This is a genomic window from Campylobacter sp. IFREMER_LSEM_CL1890 (assembly GCF_025772045.1).
In the GTDB taxonomy this organism is placed as follows: domain Bacteria; phylum Campylobacterota; class Campylobacteria; order Campylobacterales; family Campylobacteraceae; genus Campylobacter_D; species Campylobacter_D lari_D.
Genome location: NZ_JAKMRK010000009.1, coordinates 40,856 through 59,997 on the forward strand (window position 1 = coordinate 40,856; position 19,142 = coordinate 59,997).

Annotated in this window: 17 protein-coding genes and 1 tRNA gene; 6 read left to right on the forward strand and 12 right to left on the reverse strand. The window is 30.2% G+C overall.

Going from position 1 to position 19,142, the window contains the following annotated elements:
* Window positions 1–7: 7 nt before the first annotated feature.
* From L8W57_RS05745 to L8W57_RS05760, 4 genes are read right to left on the reverse strand one after another with little or no spacing between them, the layout of a single operon-like run.
* On the reverse strand, window positions 8–1,786 hold the full coding sequence (locus L8W57_RS05745) for a biotin/lipoyl-containing protein (RefSeq protein WP_133319886.1): 1,779 nt from the start codon (window positions 1,784–1,786) through the stop codon (window positions 8–10).
* 58 nt (window positions 1,787–1,844) lie between these two features.
* On the reverse strand, window positions 1,845–3,179 hold the full coding sequence (locus L8W57_RS05750; RefSeq protein ID WP_133319885.1) for a sodium-dependent transporter: 1,335 nt from the start codon (window positions 3,177–3,179) through the stop codon (window positions 1,845–1,847).
* A gap of 9 nt (window positions 3,180–3,188) precedes the next feature.
* Window positions 3,189–4,526 (reverse strand): sodium-dependent transporter, encoded by a 1,338-nt coding sequence (locus L8W57_RS05755; protein WP_263662196.1) that lies wholly within the window; start codon window positions 4,524–4,526, stop codon window positions 3,189–3,191.
* Window positions 4,527–4,535: 9 nt separating this feature from the next.
* Window positions 4,536–5,888 carry a sodium-dependent transporter gene (locus tag L8W57_RS05760; RefSeq protein WP_258108779.1) on the reverse strand — a complete coding sequence of 451 codons (1,353 nt, stop codon included), beginning with the start codon at window positions 5,886–5,888 and terminating at the stop codon, window positions 4,536–4,538.
* A gap of 194 nt (window positions 5,889–6,082) precedes the next feature.
* On the opposite strand from L8W57_RS05760, the gene L8W57_RS05765 reads away from it, so the two are divergent.
* The 4 genes from L8W57_RS05765 to L8W57_RS05780 all read left to right on the forward strand — a co-directional run bounded on the left by L8W57_RS05765 (window position 6,083) and on the right by L8W57_RS05780 (window position 8,346).
* Window positions 6,083–6,406, forward strand: coding sequence for a F0F1 ATP synthase subunit C (locus L8W57_RS05765; protein ID WP_012661906.1), 324 nt, complete (start codon window positions 6,083–6,085; stop codon window positions 6,404–6,406).
* Between the two features lie 29 nt (window positions 6,407–6,435).
* Window positions 6,436–6,521 (forward strand) — tRNA-Leu (locus tag L8W57_RS05770).
* 30 nt (window positions 6,522–6,551) lie between these two features.
* Window positions 6,552–6,986, forward strand: coding sequence for a hypothetical protein (locus L8W57_RS05775; RefSeq protein WP_133319691.1), 435 nt, complete (start codon window positions 6,552–6,554; stop codon window positions 6,984–6,986).
* Window positions 6,987–7,050: 64 nt separating this feature from the next.
* Window positions 7,051–8,346 (forward strand): methyl-accepting chemotaxis protein, encoded by a 1,296-nt coding sequence (locus tag L8W57_RS05780; RefSeq protein WP_133319692.1) that lies wholly within the window; start codon window positions 7,051–7,053, stop codon window positions 8,344–8,346.
* 11 nt (window positions 8,347–8,357) lie between these two features.
* Here L8W57_RS05780 and L8W57_RS05785 read toward each other — a convergent pair whose 3' ends face one another.
* The 8 genes from L8W57_RS05785 to L8W57_RS05820 all read right to left on the reverse strand — a co-directional run bounded on the left by L8W57_RS05785 (window position 8,358) and on the right by L8W57_RS05820 (window position 16,962).
* Window positions 8,358–9,521 (reverse strand): metal-dependent hydrolase, encoded by a 1,164-nt coding sequence (locus L8W57_RS05785; protein ID WP_133319693.1) that lies wholly within the window; start codon window positions 9,519–9,521, stop codon window positions 8,358–8,360.
* Entirely contained in the window at window positions 9,518–10,420 is a 903-nt protein-coding gene (locus tag L8W57_RS05790) for an NAD(P)H-dependent glycerol-3-phosphate dehydrogenase (protein WP_133319694.1), read from the reverse strand. The genes L8W57_RS05785 and L8W57_RS05790 overlap by 4 nt, the downstream gene beginning before the upstream one ends.
* A 2-nt stretch (window positions 10,421–10,422) precedes the next feature.
* The gene (gene gatB / locus L8W57_RS05795) at window positions 10,423–11,841 is read right to left on the reverse strand and encodes an Asp-tRNA(Asn)/Glu-tRNA(Gln) amidotransferase subunit GatB (protein WP_133319695.1); all 1,419 of its coding nucleotides are present in this window, start codon (window positions 11,839–11,841) and stop codon (window positions 10,423–10,425) included.
* 123 nt (window positions 11,842–11,964) lie between these two features.
* On the reverse strand, window positions 11,965–12,645 hold the full coding sequence (locus tag L8W57_RS05800) for a F0F1 ATP synthase subunit A (RefSeq protein ID WP_133319696.1): 681 nt from the start codon (window positions 12,643–12,645) through the stop codon (window positions 11,965–11,967).
* A 62-nt stretch (window positions 12,646–12,707) separates the two neighbouring features.
* Window positions 12,708–14,216, reverse strand: a complete 1,509-nt coding sequence (locus tag L8W57_RS05805) for a phytoene desaturase family protein (RefSeq protein ID WP_133319697.1) — start codon at window positions 14,214–14,216, stop codon at window positions 12,708–12,710.
* Entirely contained in the window at window positions 14,207–15,547 is a 1,341-nt protein-coding gene (gene radA / locus L8W57_RS05810) for a DNA repair protein RadA (protein WP_133319698.1), read from the reverse strand. Before radA ends, L8W57_RS05805 begins: the two co-directional genes overlap by 10 nt.
* A gap of 3 nt (window positions 15,548–15,550) precedes the next feature.
* Window positions 15,551–16,417, reverse strand: a complete 867-nt coding sequence (ftsY, locus tag L8W57_RS05815) for a signal recognition particle-docking protein FtsY (RefSeq protein ID WP_263662197.1) — start codon at window positions 16,415–16,417, stop codon at window positions 15,551–15,553.
* Complete coding sequence (locus tag L8W57_RS05820; RefSeq protein WP_263662198.1) at window positions 16,417–16,962, reverse strand: TlpA family protein disulfide reductase; 546 nt, start codon at window positions 16,960–16,962, stop codon at window positions 16,417–16,419. The genes ftsY and L8W57_RS05820 overlap by 1 nt, the downstream gene beginning before the upstream one ends.
* Before the next feature lie 66 nt (window positions 16,963–17,028).
* Between L8W57_RS05820 and L8W57_RS05825 the strand changes: the two genes are divergently transcribed.
* Complete coding sequence (locus L8W57_RS05825) at window positions 17,029–17,658, forward strand: 5-formyltetrahydrofolate cyclo-ligase (RefSeq protein WP_133319701.1); 630 nt, start codon at window positions 17,029–17,031, stop codon at window positions 17,656–17,658.
* Window positions 17,582–19,135, forward strand: coding sequence for a ribonuclease Y (gene rny / locus L8W57_RS05830; protein ID WP_133319702.1), 1,554 nt, complete (start codon window positions 17,582–17,584; stop codon window positions 19,133–19,135). The genes L8W57_RS05825 and rny overlap by 77 nt, the downstream gene beginning before the upstream one ends.
* The last annotated feature ends 7 nt before the right edge of the window (window positions 19,136–19,142 follow it).

Below are 19,142 nucleotides of genomic sequence, written 5' to 3' on the forward strand. Positions count from 1 at the left end.
TACCTCCTTATTTATAAGTCATTAAAGCTTGACCTTCACTTACGCTCTCACCAGCATTTACTAAAAGTTCTGCAATTTCTCCATCTTTACTTGCACTAATCTCAATTTCCATTTTCATAGCTTCAAGTACAGCTACAACTTGACCTGCCTTTACACTATCATTTTCTTTAACTAAAATTTTAAATACATTTGCATTCATACTTGCAACAATAGCATTATCACTTAATTGAGTTTTTGCAACTTTTGCATTATCTGCACTTACTTTTACAGCACTTTTAACATTAACATCTCTATCAAAACCTGCACTTACTTCTACATGGTATTTGTTACCATTAACTGAAACGGTAAATTGATTTTCATCGATAAGACTTGATTTTAATTTGCTATTTTTTCTAACATTAACCTTAGCTTCGCCTTTTAAGAAAGCTATGCCTTTTTCTTTACAAGCTGCAACGATAAAAATATTTTCTTCACTTGTTTCTAAATTTTCTTTTTCTAATAAGTTTTTAATATAAGCTATACTTTTGCTCTCATCAGCATCAGCAATATCTGTGGCTAATTTTGTAGTTGGTTCTAGTTTTAATTGCTCACTTGCAAGCTTAATTACTTCAAGATCTGGAGCAACGGGAGTTTTTCCAAAATATCCTAAAACCATTTTTCCATATCCATCTGCAATTTTTTTCCAAGGACCAAACATTACATTATTAAAAGCTTGCTGGAAATAAAACTGCGATACAGGAGTGACAGAAGTACCATAACCACCTTTTTCTACTACTTCTTGCATAGCTTTTATAACTTGAGGAAATTTATCTAAAATATTATTATCTCTCATCATTTGCGTATTAGCAGTTAATGCTCCACCTGGCATAGGTGAAAAAGGTATTAAAGGATTTACCGCCGTTGCTTCAGGTGGTAGAAAATAATCTTTTAAACAATCTTTTAATACTTCTTCGTATTTTAAAATTTTTTCTTCATCTAAACCAAGATCAAAATTGCTTCCTTTTAGAGCATGAAGCATTGTTAAAATATCAGGTTGAGAAGTACCACCACTAACAGGAGCTGCAGCTAAATCTATACCATCAACACCTGCTTCTAAAGCCGCTAAATAGCATGCTATGCTTACCCCTGCGGTTTCATGCGTATGTAATCTTATATGCATATTTTCAGGCAGGTTTTTTCTAGCCATTTTAATAACTTCATAAATTTTATTTGGATTTGAAGTTCCGCTTGCATCTTTAAAACAAATACTATCAAAAGGAATTTGAGCTTGTAGAATTTCTTTTAAAATTCTTTCATAAAATGGCACATCATGCGCACCTTTACATTTTGGAGGTAAATCCATTAAAGTAATGGTAATTTCATGTTTTAAACCATGTTTAACTATACATTCTCCACTAAATTTTAAATTATTTACATCATTTAATGCATCAAAATTTCTTATTGTAGTTGTGCCGTGTTTTGCAAACATTTTTGCATGCAAATTGATAATTTCTTTACTACCTGTATCAAGTGCTACGGTATTAACCCCTCTTGCAAGAGTTTGTAAATTTGCATCTTTTCCAACGATGGCTCTAAATTTGTCCATCATTTCAAAAGCATTTTCATTCAAATAAAAAAATAGACTTTGGAATCTAGCTCCACCACCAAATTCAAAATGCTTAATATCTGCTTCTTTAGCTGCTTCTAGGGCAGGAAAAAAATCATTCATTAAAACTCTAGCACCATAAACAGATTGAAAACCATCCCTAAATGTGGTATCCATCACATCAATTAACTTTTTAGCCATAATTTTTCCTTATTTTTACATCTTTGCAATTATAACTCTACTTTCTTAAAAAATAAATTTATAAAATTTGATTTAACATAATGATAATAATCGCAATAGGTGCAACAAATCTAAGTAAAAAATACCATACTTCAAAAATACTTCTACTCATAAACTTAGAAAATAAATTGTAAATTTTTATTTTTTCCACAAAAAATCCTACGAAAATAGCACTTGCAATAGCTCCAAGTGGGAGCATAAAATTAGAAGTTAATTTATCTAAAATATCAAAAAAACTTAAACCAAAAAAACTAAAGCTAGCCCCATAATTAGCACTAAAAGATAAAATACAACTCATTCCCAAAAGAAAGACTACAAAGCCTATAAAAACCAAAGCTTTTTTTCTTGAAATTTTATATTCATTTACAAGATAAAAAGTAAAAGGTTCTATCATAGAAACTGCTGAAGTAATCCCTGCAAAAAATAAAGCTAAGAAAAAATAAAAAGCTAAAAAATGTCCAAAGATAGCACCTAAATTAGAAAATAAAGTTGTTAAAGATATAAATACAAGCCCAGCTCCTTCTGCAGGATTAGCATTAAATTTAAATATAAAAGTAAATACAATAAGTCCCATCATCAAACCTATACTGATATTTAAAAGCACAATTATGGCCGAACTTGTAATTAAATTTGTATCGTCTTTTAAAGAGGCTGCATAAGTGGTAATACAACCTATACCTAAACATAAAGTAAAAAAAGCAAGACCTAAAGCTGTTAAAACAGAGTTTAAACTAAGCTTGGTAAAATCAGGATAAAACAAATAAACAAAAGCTTCCTTAAAACCATCTTGAAAAAAACAATATACTAGCATTAAAACAAGCATAATAAACAAACTTGGCATAATCCAAACATTAAGTTTTTCTATACCGCTTTTAACCCCTCTTGAAACAACAAACAAGGTAAGAAAAAAAGCAATTAAAAAATACAAACTACTTTCTAAAATACTATTTTGTATTAAATTTCCAAATAAAGCTCCTGCTTCTTGAGTATTGCTAGGTAGATAATAAATCGAAGTTATCATGTATTTTAAAACCCAACCCATAATAACAAGATAAAAAGATAATACAAAAATTCCACCGAGCATAAAAAATCCAGCAAATTTCCATTTTTGAGCATATTTAGTTGCTAAGCTTTTATAAGCATTTACAGGATCACTCTGACTTAATCTTCCCATAGCAATTTCAGCCAAAAATACACAAAATCCTATACTAATAGTCAAAAGCAAATACAAAAGCACAAAAGCAAAACCACCATTTTGGCCTACTAAGGTTGGAAATTTCCAAGCATTTCCAAGCCCTATAGCTCCACCTGCTACTGCTAATACAAAACCTATTTTAGAAAATTTATCATTCATTTTAACACCTTAGAAAAAAAGCTGTCTGGCCATGATTAAAATAACCGCTAATGGAGAAATGTATCTTAAAAAGATATACCAAATTTCAAAATATATCCCACGCATAAATGGGTAAAATAAAGTTTGTAAAGCTTCTTTTTTAAGCACAAAACCCACAAAAAATGCTGTAATTAAAGCAGAAATTGGCATTAATAAATTTTGTATGAAAAAGTCTAAAATATCAAAAAAACTTTTCCCAAAGAAATTTAAACTTGATGCACTTACATGATAAAAAGAAAGTATAGATAAACTTCCAAGAAAATAAACAATCATACCCACAAAAACCAAAGCTTTTTTTCTTGAAATTTGATAACGATTTATAAGATAAAAAGTAAAAGGTTCTATCATAGAAATAGCCGAAGTAATCCCTGCAAAAAATAAAGCTATAAAAAAGGCTATGGCTAAAACATTTCCCAAAAATCCTAACTTTGCAAAAAGCGTTGTTAATGATATAAATATAAGTCCTGGACCTTGTTGAGTAGGATCGGCTCCGAATTCAAATATAAAAGTAAATACAATAAGTCCCATCATCAAACCAATGATAGTATTAATAATGATAATATTTAAAGCACTGCTTATAAAATTTGTTTTATCGGGCAAACTTGCTGCATAAGTTAAAATCACACATACACCCAAAGACATACTAAAAAATGCAAGCCCTAGTGCATCTAATATAGAATTAACACTTAATTTTGAAAAATCAGGTACAAATAAAAACTCACTTGCTTTAGAAAAACCATCCATACTAAAAGAATATCCAAGCATTAAAATAAGCAGTATAAATAAGCTTGGCATCATCCAAACATTGAGTTTTTCTATACCACTTTTAACACCTTTTGATACTACATAAAAAATTACTATAAACACAAAAGTAAAACATATAAATTGAGATAAAACATCATTAGAAAGTAAATTTCCAAAAATAGCGCCTGCTTCTTTTGTATCTTTAGGTAATTCAAAAAACCCAAAATAAGCATATTTTGCTATCCAGCCTATAACAACACTATAAAAAGACACTAGAATAATAGCACCAAGCATAAAAAATCCTGCGAGCGACCATGCTCTTTTATTTTTTGGCGCTAAAGTATGATAAGCATTTACAGGATCTTTTTCACTAAGTTTTCCTATGCTAAGTTCGGCTAAAAATATCACAAAAGCCACACCCAAGGTTAAAAGTAAATATACCACCACAAAAGCTGAACCGCCATTGTTACCCACTAAAGTTGGAAATTTCCAAGCATTTCCAAGTCCAACAGCTGAACCTGCTACCGCTAATACAAAGCCTATTTTAGAAAATTTTTCATTCATCTTTTAACCTTAAAAAAATAATTGTTTTGCCATGATTAAAATCACAGCTAAAGGCGAGATATATCTTACAAAAAAATACCAACACTCAAAGTATTTACCCCTCATATAAGGATAAAATAAAGTTTGTAAAGCTTCTTTTTTAAGCACAAAACCTACAAAGATTGCACCAAATAATCCACCTAAAGGCATCATTAAATTTGAAGCAATAAAATCTAATATATCAAAAAAACTTTTTCCAAAAAATTCTAAAGAATCTTTACTCCACTCAATTCCTGATAAAATACATAAACTTCCCAAAAAATACACAATGAAAGCTATAAAAATCAAAGCTTTTTTTCTTGTAAAATTATAAGAATTGATTAAATAAAAGGTTAAAGGTTCTATCATGGAAACTGCTGAAGTAATCCCTGCAAAAAACAAAGCTATAAAAAAAGCCACAGCTAAAATATTTCCCAAAGGTAAAAAGCCAATTGGGTCAATATTTGAAAACAAACTCATCAAAGATACAAAAATTAAACCTGGACCTTGTTGAGCTGGATCTCCATTAAATTCAAATATGAAAGTAAATACAATAAGTCCCATCATAATACCAATAATAATATTAATAATGATAATGTTAATAGTGCTTGTAATAAAATTTGTTTTATCAGATAAACTTGCAGAATAAGTTATAATCGAACCAACTCCAATAGATAAAGAGAAGCAAGCAAGCCCCAATGCACTTAAAAATGCTCCTACACTAAGCTTAGAAAAGTCCGGAGAAAATAAAAACTCACTTGCTTTAGAAAAACCATCCATACTAAAAGAATATCCAAGCATTAAAATAAGTAGTATAAATAAGCTTGGCATCATCCAAACATTGAGTTTTTCTATACCACTTTTAACACCTTTTGATACTACATAAAAAATTACTATAAACACAAAAGTAAAACATATAAATTGAGATAAAACATCATTAGAAAGTAAATTTCCAAAAATAGCGCCACTTTCTTCTATACTTTTTGGTAAAGGAAAAAACCCAAAATAAGCATACTTAACAATCCATCCTATTATCACGCTATAAAAAGAAACAATCAAAATAGCACCTATTAAAGAAAAACCAACTATAGACCAAGCTCTTTTATGTTTTGGAGCTAAAGTATAATAGGCATTTACAGGATCTTTTTCACTAAGTTTTCCTATGCTAAGTTCAGCCAAAAATATCACAAAACCTACTCCCAAAGTCAAAAGCAAATATAAAAGTACAAAGGCTGAGCCTCCATTTTGTCCTACCAAAGTTGGAAATTTCCAAGCATTTCCAAGTCCAACAGCTGAACCTGCTACCGCTAATACAAAGCCTATTTTAGAAAATTTTTCATTCATAAAGATAACCTTAAATTTATAAAACTATAAAAATTTTTAATGTAGCTAAAAAAAACTTTAATTTATTTTAAAATATATAATATTAATTTAAATTTCAATAATTTTAAAGTTATATTTGTATATAATTTCGCTTTTATAAATCACGAGTAGGGATACGCAAGCCGAAAGGATTTAAATTTTTACAAGGAAAAACTATGAAAAAAATCGTATTTTTAATGCTAGCTTTAAGCGGTTTTGCATTTGCGGCTGAAGGTTCTATGAATCAATGGTTAGCTTCTTTTTCTATCTTAGCAGCAGGTTTAGGACTTGGTGTTGCAGCTTTAGGTGGAGCTATCGGTATGGGTAATACTGCAGCAGCAACTATAGCAGGTACTGCTAGAAACCCTGGTCTTGGTGGTAAATTAATGACTACTATGTTTATTGCTTTAGCGATGATTGAAGCTCAAGTTATTTATGCGCTTGTTATTGCTCTTATCGCTCTTTATGCTAATCCATTCCAAGCATTAGTAGCAGCTTAAAATTTTCAAAGCCCTCTTATGGGGCTTATGCGGTTATGGTGGAATTGGTAGACACGCCATCTTGAGGGGGTGGTGCGCTCAGCGTGTGCGAGTTCAAATCTCGCTAACCGCACCATTTTTATTTTTTAAGGATTATCAAAACAAAATGACTTTCTATATTTTAGTCAGTGCAATAGCTTTTTTAATTCTTTTTTTTGCCGTAAAAAAATATACTCTAAAACTAGATGAACAAGCCTTACTTGAACCTATTAAAAATGATATTTATCCTGAATTTTGTGATCTAATTAACGAAGAGATAAGAAATATAAAAAATAATCTTTTACAAAATACCTTTACACTCCAAGATGAAAATTATAAAGATGAATTTTTAGAGAATTTAAGCAATATGAGTAGAAAACTTAATCATATCCAAACAATGAATTTAAGTAAAAGAAATAATGCTTTATGGGAAGAAACACTTTTTGGATTTTTAAAAGAGCTTGAAGAACTTAACAAACAATATCTAAATGACAATGAGAAAATTAACGATGAAATAAGAAATTCTCTCCAAGAAAAATTTTATAATTTAACAAAAAGCTAATATAAACAAATTATTTATTTTAAAAAGCACTATATAATTCCGAATTATTTTATAAAGGGGTTTTATGTTTATCAACAAGAAAAAAATTAATGAACAAATTACTCAATTAGAGCAATCTAATCAAACTTTTCAAGATATACTTAATGCTATTAGCAAAACTATGGCCATGATAGAATTTCAAACAGATGGAACTATTATTAATGCTAATGAAAATTTTCTAAAAACTATGAATTACTCTTTAAATGAAATCAAAGGTAAACATCATAGTATGTTTTGTTTACCAGAGGTTGTAAAGTCACAACGCTATGTTGATTTTTGGAGAGATTTAAAAAATGGTATATCAAGAAATGGACTTTTTAGACGCATTGCAAAAGGCGGGAAAGATATTTATCTTGAAGCCAATTATCTTCCTATTTTAAACCAAAACAATGAAGTGTATAAGGTTATTAAATTTGCAAATGACATTACTCAAAGAAACTATGAAATGCTTGATCTAAAAAACACCATAGATGCTGCTAATCGTTCTATGGCTATTATTGAATTTAATCCTTATGGAGAGATTTTAAATGCTAATGAAAACTTCACTCAAACCATGGGTTATTCACTAAGTGAAATCAAAGGAAAACACCATAGTATGTTCTGCGAGGAAAAATTTAGAAATTCCAAAGAATATACAATTTTTTGGGAAGAGCTAAGAAGTGGTAAATTTCAATCAGGAAAATTCATACGCTTTGGTAAAAACAGCAAACTAATCCATTTAGAAGCAAGCTATAATCCTATCAAAAATGATGATGGAGAAATTTACAAAGTTATTAAATTTGCAACAGATATTACCGAACAAGTTGTAAGAGATGAGGAAAAATTAAAGCTCATTAGTGAATTAGCTGAACAAAATGATAATCTCACTCAAGAGGGCGATAGTGTTATAGAAAATACGGTTCAAAATATTCAAGGCATTGCTGATATGATGAACAATAGTAGTAATCTCGTATCATCATTAAATGAGCAATCAGAAGAAATTAAAAATATTATTCAAACCATTAGCGATATAGCTGATCAAACCAATCTTTTAGCTCTAAATGCGGCTATTGAGGCAGCGCGTGCGGGTGAGCATGGTAGAGGTTTTGCTGTTGTTGCTGATGAAGTTAGAAATCTAGCTGAAAGAACTGGACATTCAGTAAATGAAATCACTACTACCATTAATTCTATCAGAAATGTAACAGCTGAAGTTGTACAAAGCATTAAAGATGGCTTAAGTGGCGTAAATCAAAGCGTGGATTTAGCCAAAGAAGCTAGAGAATGTATGGAAAAAATTAGAAATAGTTCAGCTCAAGTAGCTCAAGCTATGCAAGATAAATAAAAGTTTTTAGCTTAAAGGCTAAAAACTTTTCCTGCTATAAAACTTTTTTCTACCTTACCTTGCAAGATATCATTTGCATATAAACCTTCTCCATTAAAAGAAAGTTTTTCATCAAATACAACTAAATCAGCATCAAAACCAAGTCCTATTTTACCTTTATTTAATCCTAAAAATTGCGCTTGATTATAGCTTGTAAAATCACATAATTCTTTCCAAGTTAAGATACCTTCTTTTACTAAATATGTAAAACATAAACTCATATATATAGCTATGGCATTAACTCCAAAACCTGCTTCATCAAAAGCCAAATCTTTTTTAGTGTTAGGAGCATGTAAAGAACTTAAGAAAGTAATTTTCTTATCTTGAAGCAACTTTTTAAGATTTGTTACTTCATCTTTTGTTCTTAATGGAGGTAAAATTTTTGCTTGAGTGTTAAAATTTTCACAAGTACTTTCATCTTTGATTAAATGATGAATTGAAATTTCACTATATTGATCATGCAATAATTCAAACGATCTTGCAATTGCTAAAGAGCTAAAACAAGCTTTGTTTTTATAAAATTTCACTAGTTCTTTCATTTTTGCCACTTCACTAGTTTCAGCTATATTACTAATTCCTATAAGTCCTAATTCAAAACTTATTTGTCCATCGTTCATCACTCCATGATCATCAAAACTCTCATCAAAACACTTTAAAAATACAGGGGTTGATTTCATATTGGCATATTGCATACATTGTCTTAAATAATTTGCACCCAAAGTACTTGAAAGCTCTAAGCCTTTTGCACCCATATCAATTAAGGTAGCAATATTTTTTAATTTTTCTGTTTTATCTAATACATTAATAGTAGGTAAAACATTAATATCTAAAGATTTTAATTTATCAAAATAAAGCGCATAGCCTTGAGTGTTAGCTTCTAAACTATCTTTTAAAACAATAGTCCCTACCCCACCTTTTAAGCATGCTTTTTCAAGATCATATAATTTATCTATACTAAATTCATTATCAAGCAAACTAACATTTAAATCAATAAACGAAGGAAGTAAAGTTTTACCTTCTATATCAACAATATACTCATCATCATTTAAATCATTAGTAATTTGAGTAATTTTCCCATCTTCTATTTTAAGATCAAGCTTTTGTTCGCCATAAATTTTTGCATTTTTGATGATCATGATATTTCCTCCTTTGATGACATCAAATCTTTCAAAGATTCCCAAGCATTCTTACCCTCTAGCATTAAGACTACTTCGTTAACAATCGGGGTATAAATTTGAAATTGTTTTGATAAAGAATGTATAGCATAAGCAGTTTGCACTCCTTCAGCTACCTCGCCAAGTTCCATTAAAATATCTTTTATATTTTTGTCACTAGCCAAACTCAAACCTACTCTATAATTTCTTGATAAGTTACTTGAAGCTGTTAAAAATAAATCTCCAGCCCCACTAAGCCCTAAAAATGTTTCTTCTTTAGCATTAAAAAATTGCCCAAAGCGGTGCATTTCTACTAAACCTCTTGAAACTAAAGAAGCTCTTGCATTATTGCCTAAATTTAAACCATCGCAAACTCCACTTGCAATTGCTAAAACATTCTTATATGCACCACAAATTTCAGCGCCTTTAACATCAGAACTTGTATAGGTTTTAATATAATTTGGAAAAAAACTTGCAAATTGATTACAAAGCTCTTGATTTTTACCACTAACAACCAAAGCACAAGGTTTTTTTTCTAAAACTTCACTTGCAAAAGAAGGACCACTTAAAAAACAAAGTCTATCACTACTTATGAACTCACTAAAAACCTCATCCATAAATTTTAAACTTTTACAATCAATACCCTTAGAAGCTACAAGAATTTTTTGATTTAAATCTTTAAAATTATTTGCAAGCCATTCATGCATTCCTTGAGCATATAAAGCAAAAACTAAATATTCATATTCTAAAGCTTCTTTGGTACTAACAAAATAAGAAAGATCTTTTTCGTGAAAAGAAGTTATTACACATTCATTTTTAACGCTCAATGCATCATATAAAGCACTTCCCCATTTTCCTGCACCAACAACTGCTATTTTCATATTTAACCAAGTTTTGCTTTTAAAATTTCATTTACCTTAGCAGGATTAAATGCACCCTTACCTGCTTTCATTGCCTGACCGACAAAGAAACCAAAAAGTTTATCTTTACCACTTTTATATTCAGCTACTTTATCTTCATTGTTTGCTAAAATTTCATCAATAATCTTTTCAATAGCACCATCATCACTTACTTGTTTTAAACCAAGTTTTTCAATAGCATCATCAATTTCAACTTCTGTATTTTCAAATACATAAGCTAAAATATCCTTACCTGCTTTAGCACTAATAACACCTTCTTCTATACGTTTGATCAAAACAGCTAATTTTTCTTGTTTTATAGGTGAATTTTCTATAGTCAATTCGCCTTTTAGAAGCCCCATTAACTCTGTCGTAAGCCAAGTAACACAAAGTTTTGGATTTAATTTTTGATTAATTAGATACTCAAAATATCTACAAAGCTCTAATGAAGAAACAATCACTTCACTATCACTTTCTTTAATACCCAATTCACTCACAAATCTAGCTTTTTTCTCATCAGGAAGTTCAGGTATATCTTGATTTAGCATTTCATCATCTAAAATTACAGGTAAAAGATCAGGATCAGGGAAATATCTATATTCAGCAGAATCTTCCTTACCTCTCATACTTCTAGTAACTAAATTAACCGTATCAAATAATCTTGTTTCTTGCACAACTTCTTGATCGTATTTTCCATCTTCCCAAGCTTCACTTTGGCGTTTTACTTCATACTCAATCGCCTTTTGGATAAAACGGAATGAATTTAAATTTTTAATCTCCACTCTAGTATAAAGCTTATCATCACCCTTTGGACGAATACTAACATTAGCATCACATCTAAAACTACCTTCTTGCATATTTGCATCTGAAATGTCTAAAAATCTTATAATAGAATGTAATTTTTTCAAATAAGCCACTGCTTCATCGGAACTTCTAAGTTCAGGTTCACTGACAATTTCAAGCAAAGGCGTGCCTGCTCTATTTAAATCTACTTTTGAAAAATTACTCTCATGTATATTTTTTCCTGCATCTTCTTCTAAATGAGCCCTAGTGATACCTATGCGTTTATTTTCTCCATTTACATTGATAAATAACTCACCATTTTCCACTATAGGAATATCAAATTGCGAAATTTGATAAGCTTTTGGTAAATCAGGATAAAAATAATTTTTTCTATTAAAAATACTTTTTTTATTTATAGTTGCATTAACTGCTTTTCCAAATGCTATGGCTTTTTTCACTGCTTCTTGATTTAATACAGGTAAAGCACCTGGTAAAGCTAAACATGTTGGGCATACATTAGTATTTGATTTTTCTCCAAAAGAAGTTGCACATGAACAAAAGATTTTTGTTTTTGTATTTAATTGTGCATGAACTTCGAGTCCTATAACAACTTCAAACATTAAAATTTTCCTTAGAATTTTTTGTTTATTCTAGCGTTTTTTATTTCAAAAAGAGTTTAAAAAAGAATAAAAGAAGAAGATTAAAAAAGAAAAAAGCAAAAAATATTTTTTGCTTTTTAAAAATTAATGATGCTCATCAACTACAGTTGCACCTGCTAAATAAACATAAGTTAAAATCATAAAAATAAAAGATTGTAAAAATGCCATAAAAGTTAAAAGCATATAAGCAGGCAATGGCGCAACCCAAGGCACAAGAGCTAAAATAACTGCTAAGAATAAATCATCTCCCTTGATATTACCAAATAAACGGAAAGATAAAGAAATAACTCTTGAAAAATGAGAAACCACTTCTATAGGAAACATCAAAGGTGCTAGAATTTTCACAGGTCCCATGAAATGTGCAAAATACTTAAAAAATCCTTGAGTTCTAATACCTTCAAAATGATAATACACAAATACTATAATAGCCAAAGAAGCACTAAAATTTAAACTTGCTGTTGGAGCTTCAAAACCAGGGATGATTCCTATAATATTACTAAAAAATACCATAAAACCTATAGTTGCAACTAAAGGTAAATATTTTCTAGCAGCTTCATCACTACCCATAGTATCCCTACCCATGCTTAAAATGCCTTCCATATAAGCTTCAGCCAAATTCTGACTACCTCTTGGGACAATTTGCATAGATCTTGTAGCAAGTTTTGCTAAAATCAAAGAAATCACAACCACTATACCCAAATGAAAAAAGTATGCAAAAGTGTGGCTAGAATCTATAAAAGAACTAAATAAAAATAAATCTTTCATTAAAAATCCTTAGCAGAATAAATATTTCAAAGCTAATATTATAAAAAAAAATTGCTTATATTTTAATGAAAATTCATTTTATTAGCGCAAAAATATCCACCCAAAATCGCACCTGTAAAACCACCTCCAGGAAATATAAAAGCATTAGCAAAATATAAATTTTCTATACTTTTACTTTTATAATGCAATCTATATTTAACCCCTTCTTGATCTTGAGAAAATCCATAAATTGTACCCTCGTAAGCTTTAGTATATCTTTGTATAGTTTTTGGCGTGGCTAATTCTTGATGGATTAAGTGTGAACTTAAATTTGGAAAAATCTCATCAAGCCTTTGCACTATGGCTTTTAATACTTCTTCTTTTTTAGCTTTATAATCTTGCTTATTTAAATCCCACTCTTGATAATTTGAACTAAAAGCTACAACACCTATGTATTTATCACTAGCTAAGCCACTATCAACCTTAGAATAATTCACAAAAGCCATAGGCCTTTGTTTAATATCTAGTTTTAAAATATTAGTGTTTTCATACGAACTATTTAAAAAATCATCTTCGAATATAAAATTGCAATAATCCATATTTTCATAAATTTTAGAAATATCTTTATCATAAATAAAATAAGCGCTCACTAAAGAACAAGCACGCTTTTTAGATTCTATTGCTTTGATTTCTTGGGTTAAATTTAACTCTTTAAGCAAGTCTTTATATACGATTAAAGGATCGCAATTTGCGATGATATTTTGCGCATGGATGGTATATTTTTGATTATTTTGAATGTATTCTACTCCATAAGCTTTTTGTTCTTTTGTGAGTATTTTAACAACTTCAGCCTTAGCTAAAACCTGCCCTTGATTTTCTTTGATAACCTCAGCCAAAGCATCACTTAAAGCTTGCGAGCCACCTTTAATATACACCCCACCATCATAATAATGCTTTTGAGCAATGCCATGAAAACTGAAAATAAATTCTTTACTATCATGATGATAATAACTCATATTTGCATTTAAAATCTTTTTTAGCTTATCATTTTTAATATAAGCATTTAAAACATCATAAACTTTTTTATTAAACAATCTATTTTTAATAAATATCCAAGCAGTGTCAAAAGGAAACAACAATAACTCACTTAATTTTAAATCCCAAGGAAATCTTCGAATAGCATAAGCTTGCGTTTTTATAGCTTTAAAATATTTATCTATACCTTTGCACTCTTGCGGAAATTCTTTTTTCAAAACTTCTTTTACTTTTTCTATACCATGAGGTAAAGTTAGATTATAATTTTTACTTTTAATACTCCATGCACTTGGTAAAGGTAAAATTTCAATTTTATCCTTTATACCAAGTTTTTCAAAAACCAAATGCTTCATATCAGTTTTTGCTTCACCTAGGTCCATCTCATGAAGTCCCGCATCAATTAAAGCGCCTTTTCTTTTAAAACAAGTAGCACAACCACCAATTAAAGAATGCTGTTCTAAAACTAAAACTTTTTTTCCATTTTTAGCTAAAAAAGCGCCTGCACTTAAGCCTCCAAGTCCCGAACCTATAATGATTACATCAAATTTTACATCCATTCTAAAACCTCACGCAATTCTTTAGCTACAAAACATTTTAAGCCAAGTTCCTCCATAGGTTTTACAGGTACTATGGCATTTTTAAATTTTTGCATTTTAGCTTCTTTTAAACGCACATCAAGTGAAAATACTTCTTTGATTTCACCATTTAAACTAAGCTCACCCACAAAAACACTATCTTTACTCAAAGGGCGGTTTTTAAAACTTGAAATAATTGCTGCAACCACCGCTAAATCCGCTGCAGTTTCACTAATTTTTACCCCACCACTTACATTAATAAAAACATCATAATGCCCCAAGGGAATTTCAAGCTTTCTCTCTAGTAAAGCTATAAGCATATCTAAACGATTTTTTTCATAGCCTGTTGCACTACGCTTTGGATAAGCACTCTCACAAACTAAGGCTTGAATTTCTAGCACTAAAGCTCTGCTTCCTTCCATCACCACACTCAAAGCGCTACCACTTACTGCCTTACCACGCGTAAAAAATCTATTAGCTATATCTTTAGCACTAATCAAGCCCTTGGAAGTCATTTCAAAAATACCAACTTCGGAAATATTTCCAAAACGATTTTTAAAGCCTCTTAAAATTCTTATTTCTTTATTGGCATCGCCTTCAAAATAAAGCACTACATCTACCATATGTTCTAAAATTCTAGGTCCAGCTATAGCCCCATCTTTAGTGATATGTCCTATGATAAAAGTGCTAATATTATTGGCCTTAGAATAGCGCATCAACTCAAAAGTAATTTCTCTAACTTGAGTGATACTACCTGCTGCTGAAGTAATTTTATTAGAATATAAAGTTTGAATAGAATCAATAATTAAAATTTCATAATCTTTTTTAGAAAGCTCGCTTAAAATATCTTCTAAGCAAAGCTCAGTAAGTAAAAATAAATTCTCACAATTTGCATTTAAACGATCTGCACGCAGTTTGATTTGAGATTTACTCTCCTCGCCACTTACATAAAGCACTTTTTTACCACTTTTAGCCAAATTCGAAGCAATTTTTAATAAAAGTGTGGATTTTCCAACCCCGGGTGAACCCCCAATTAACACTAAAGAACCCACAACAAGCCCACCACCTAAAACTAAATCAAGCTCATTATCATCCGTGCTAATGCGTGTGAAATTTTCTGCTATAACATCATTTATACATACTGCAGAACTTGGAGTATTTGAGAATGAATTTAACTCTTTTAAAACCTTAACTTGTTCTTGCTTTAGCTCAACAAAACTATCCCAAGAACCACATTCAGGACATTTGCCTAGCCATTTACTTTGTTGATTTCCACAAGCTTGACATTCAAATAAAATGTGTTTTTTAGCCATAAATTAAGCAAAAATCTCTTCAACTAAAGTTTTAACATATTCACTAGGGTTAAACTCATGAATTTGTCCTAATTGTTCCCCTACTCCTACATATAAAATAGGAAGTTCAAGCTCTCTTGCTATGCTAAATAAAGCTCCACCTTTGGCAGTTCCATCAAGTTTTGTAATAATCACTCCATCAAGTTTTACTAAATCATTAAAAGCTTTTGCTTGCAAAATTCCTGCTACACCTTGAGTGCCATCAAGCACAAGGATTTTTCTATGAGGAGCTCCTTGCATAGCTTTATCACTTATGCGGACAATTTTTTCAAGCTCATTTGCAAGATTTTTTTTATTTTGCAAGCGTCCTGCTGTATCTAAAATAACCCTATCATAGTTTTTTGCCAAAGCTTTAGAAATAGCATCATAAGCAACTGCCGAAGGATCATGTCCTTGTGAAGTAGCTATGATATCTATATTTAATTTTTGTGCCCATAATTTTAACTGCTCTATAGCTCCTGCTCTAAAAGTATCACAAGCTCCAAGTATAACTTTTTCACCATTTTCTTTATGCAAATGTGCCATTTTAGCAATGCTTGTAGTCTTACCTACCCCATTTACACCTAAAATCAAATCCACAAAAGGCTTAACATTAGCAAGTTCAGGCTTATCATAAATAAAATAAGTCCCCATAACACGCTCTAAATCAGTCTTTTTAACATCATCACTTGGAGGAAGATAATAAATAATCTCTTCAACTATCTCATACGCCACATCAGCTTCTAAAAGCATTTCTTCAAGCAAATCTTTAGTAATGATTTTATTTGAAGCCTTAACTAAATGAATACTTTCTAAGGTTTTTTTCAAACCATTTTTTAAAAATCCAAACATTACATTATCGCTTTTTGTATATCTATATCTAACATTTCTTCAGGAATTAAACCTAAATACTCTTTAACTTTTTCGCCCTTTGCATTAAATAAAACCATTGTTGGAATAGAGCTGATATTTAAAACTTTAGAAAAAATAAAACTATTCTCTCCTAAAACCGAAGAAAAATTCATCTTTTCTTTTTGTATAAACTCCAATAACTCTTGTTTTTTATCTTCTTCTAAAAAAAGCGCTATGACTTCAAATCTATCTTGATATTTTTTATTTAAATTATTTAAATGTGGAATTTCAGCTTTGCATGGCTCACACCAACTTGTAAAAAATACAAACAACTTAGCTTTTGCTGTATCATCAAAATTAAATTCTTGTTCATGGTATTTCACATACATTTTTCTACCATCTAAAAATTTCAAAGTAAAATCAGTATTTTCACTTTGACTTAAACTTGCATTATCAGTATTTTCATTACCAGAATTTTCTTTATCACTTGAGCATGAAGTAAAAAAAATCATAGCAAAAATTGCTAAAAAAATTTTAAATTTCAAGTCATATCCTTATGATTTTTTAAGCTTAAAAGTATAACATAAAAAGTTAAAAAACCAAGGAAAGCTTTGATAAAAAATGACTTTAGAATAAAACAGAAATTTAAAATGAAATTAAAACTAAAATTTCAATACAAAAGAGATTTTTCAGTTTTTCAAGAAGTAAATAAAATTTTAAAATCTTGTAAAAATTATAAAAATATCCTTATATATATTCCTTTAAAATATGAAATTAATCTTTATAAATTCAGACATTTTTTAACAAAAAAATACCGAATTTTTGTTCCATTTATGCAAGATAAAAGTTTAAAGGTAGTAAAATTAAGGTTAGCTCTTGATAAAAAGAGTTTTGGGGTATATGAACCAAAAGATTCTTTTTTGCAAACTCGTATAGATGTTGCAATCATCCCTGTTATAGGAGTAGATGCAAAATTAGGAAGAGTTGGTCATGGCCAAGGATTTTACGATAGGTTTTTTGAAAATATTTCTTATAAAAAACCTTTAGTTATTTTCACACAAATGATGGATGCAAAATCTCATCAAATTTTTAGTCAAGACCATGATATAAAAGGAAATTTTTATATAAACCCTTATAAAAAATATTTTAGGAAAGTTAAAAACAATGATAGAAATATTAGTTGCATTAATAGCCGTTTTCATAGGCGGAGGGATTGGATATATAGTCGCCAAAAAGATTAATGATGCAAATTTCAATATCTTTTTAGAGCAAGCAAAAGCAAAAGCAAAAGCCATTGAATATGAAGCTGAGCTAACACTTAAAGATGCTAAAAATTCAGTTGCTGAGGCTGAATTTGCAGCAAAGAAAAAATTTGATGAAAAAATTCAAAAACTACAAAAAGAGCATTCTATTAAGCTAGAAGAACTCAACAAAAAAGAACAAAACCTTCATTATCAAGAAAAGCTTCATGAAGAAAACAAAAACAAATTAGCAAAAGAGCAGCAAACTATAAAAGCTTTGCATGAGGAGAATGAAAATTTAAAACAAAGCTACGAAACAAAGTTAAATGATGTTTTAAAAATTCTTGAACATTCAGCTGGTCTCACACAAGAAGAGGCAAAAAGTATAGTCTTACAAAAAGTAGAAGAAGCCTCAAGAGCTGAAATTGCTCATATTGTTAGAAAATACGAAGAAGAAGCTAGAAATGAAGCCAAAAGAAAGGCTAATTTTATCTTAGCACAAGCTACTTCAAGATTTGCAGGAGAATTCGCTGCTGAAAGGTTGATCAATGTAGTAAATATCAAAAATGATGAGTTAAAAGGACGCATTATAGGCAAAGAAGGGAGAAATGTTAAAACCTTAGAAATGGTTTTGGGTGTTGATATTATCATAGATGATACGCCTGGAGCAATTATAGTAAGTTGTTTTAATCTTTATAGACGCGCCATTGCTACAAAGGTGATTGAACTTTTAGTTGAAGATGGCAGAATACAACCTGCAAAAATAGAAGAAATCCATGAAAAAGTTTGCAAAGAATTTGAAGATAATATCTTAGAAGAAGGTCAAACTATAGTAATGGATTTAGGACTTAATAATATCCATCCTGAAATTGTTAAATTAATAGGAAAATTAAGATATAGAGCAAGTTATGGACAAAATGCTCTAGCACACTCTTTGGAAGTAGCGCATTTAGCTGGAATCATAGCAGCTGAGTGTGGTGGCGATGAAAAACTAGCAAGAAGAGCTGGAATTTTACACGATATAGGCAAGGCTTTAACGCATGAATTTGAAGGTTCTCATGTAGATTTAGGAGCTGAACTTTGCAAAAGATACAAAGAACATCCTATAGTGATTAATGCGATTTATGCTCACCATGGACATGAAGAGGCTACAAGTATAGAATCAGCTGCAGTTTGTACAGCAGATACACTAAGCGCTGCACGCCCTGGAGCAAGGCGTGAGGTGCTTGAGGCCTTCTTGAAACGAGTTAGCGAACTTGAAGATATAGCAAAAAGTAAAGAAGGGGTTAAAAAAGCTTATGCTATTAATGCTGGTAGAGAAATTAGAGTTATTGTTAATGCAAAATTAGTCAATGATGATGAATCTGTGCTTTTAGCTAAAGAAATAGCTGAAGAAATTCAAGAAAAAGTTCAATACCCTGGTGAAATAAAAGTTAATGTCATCAGAGAGCTTAGAGCTGTTGATTTTGCAAGATAGGGTTTTT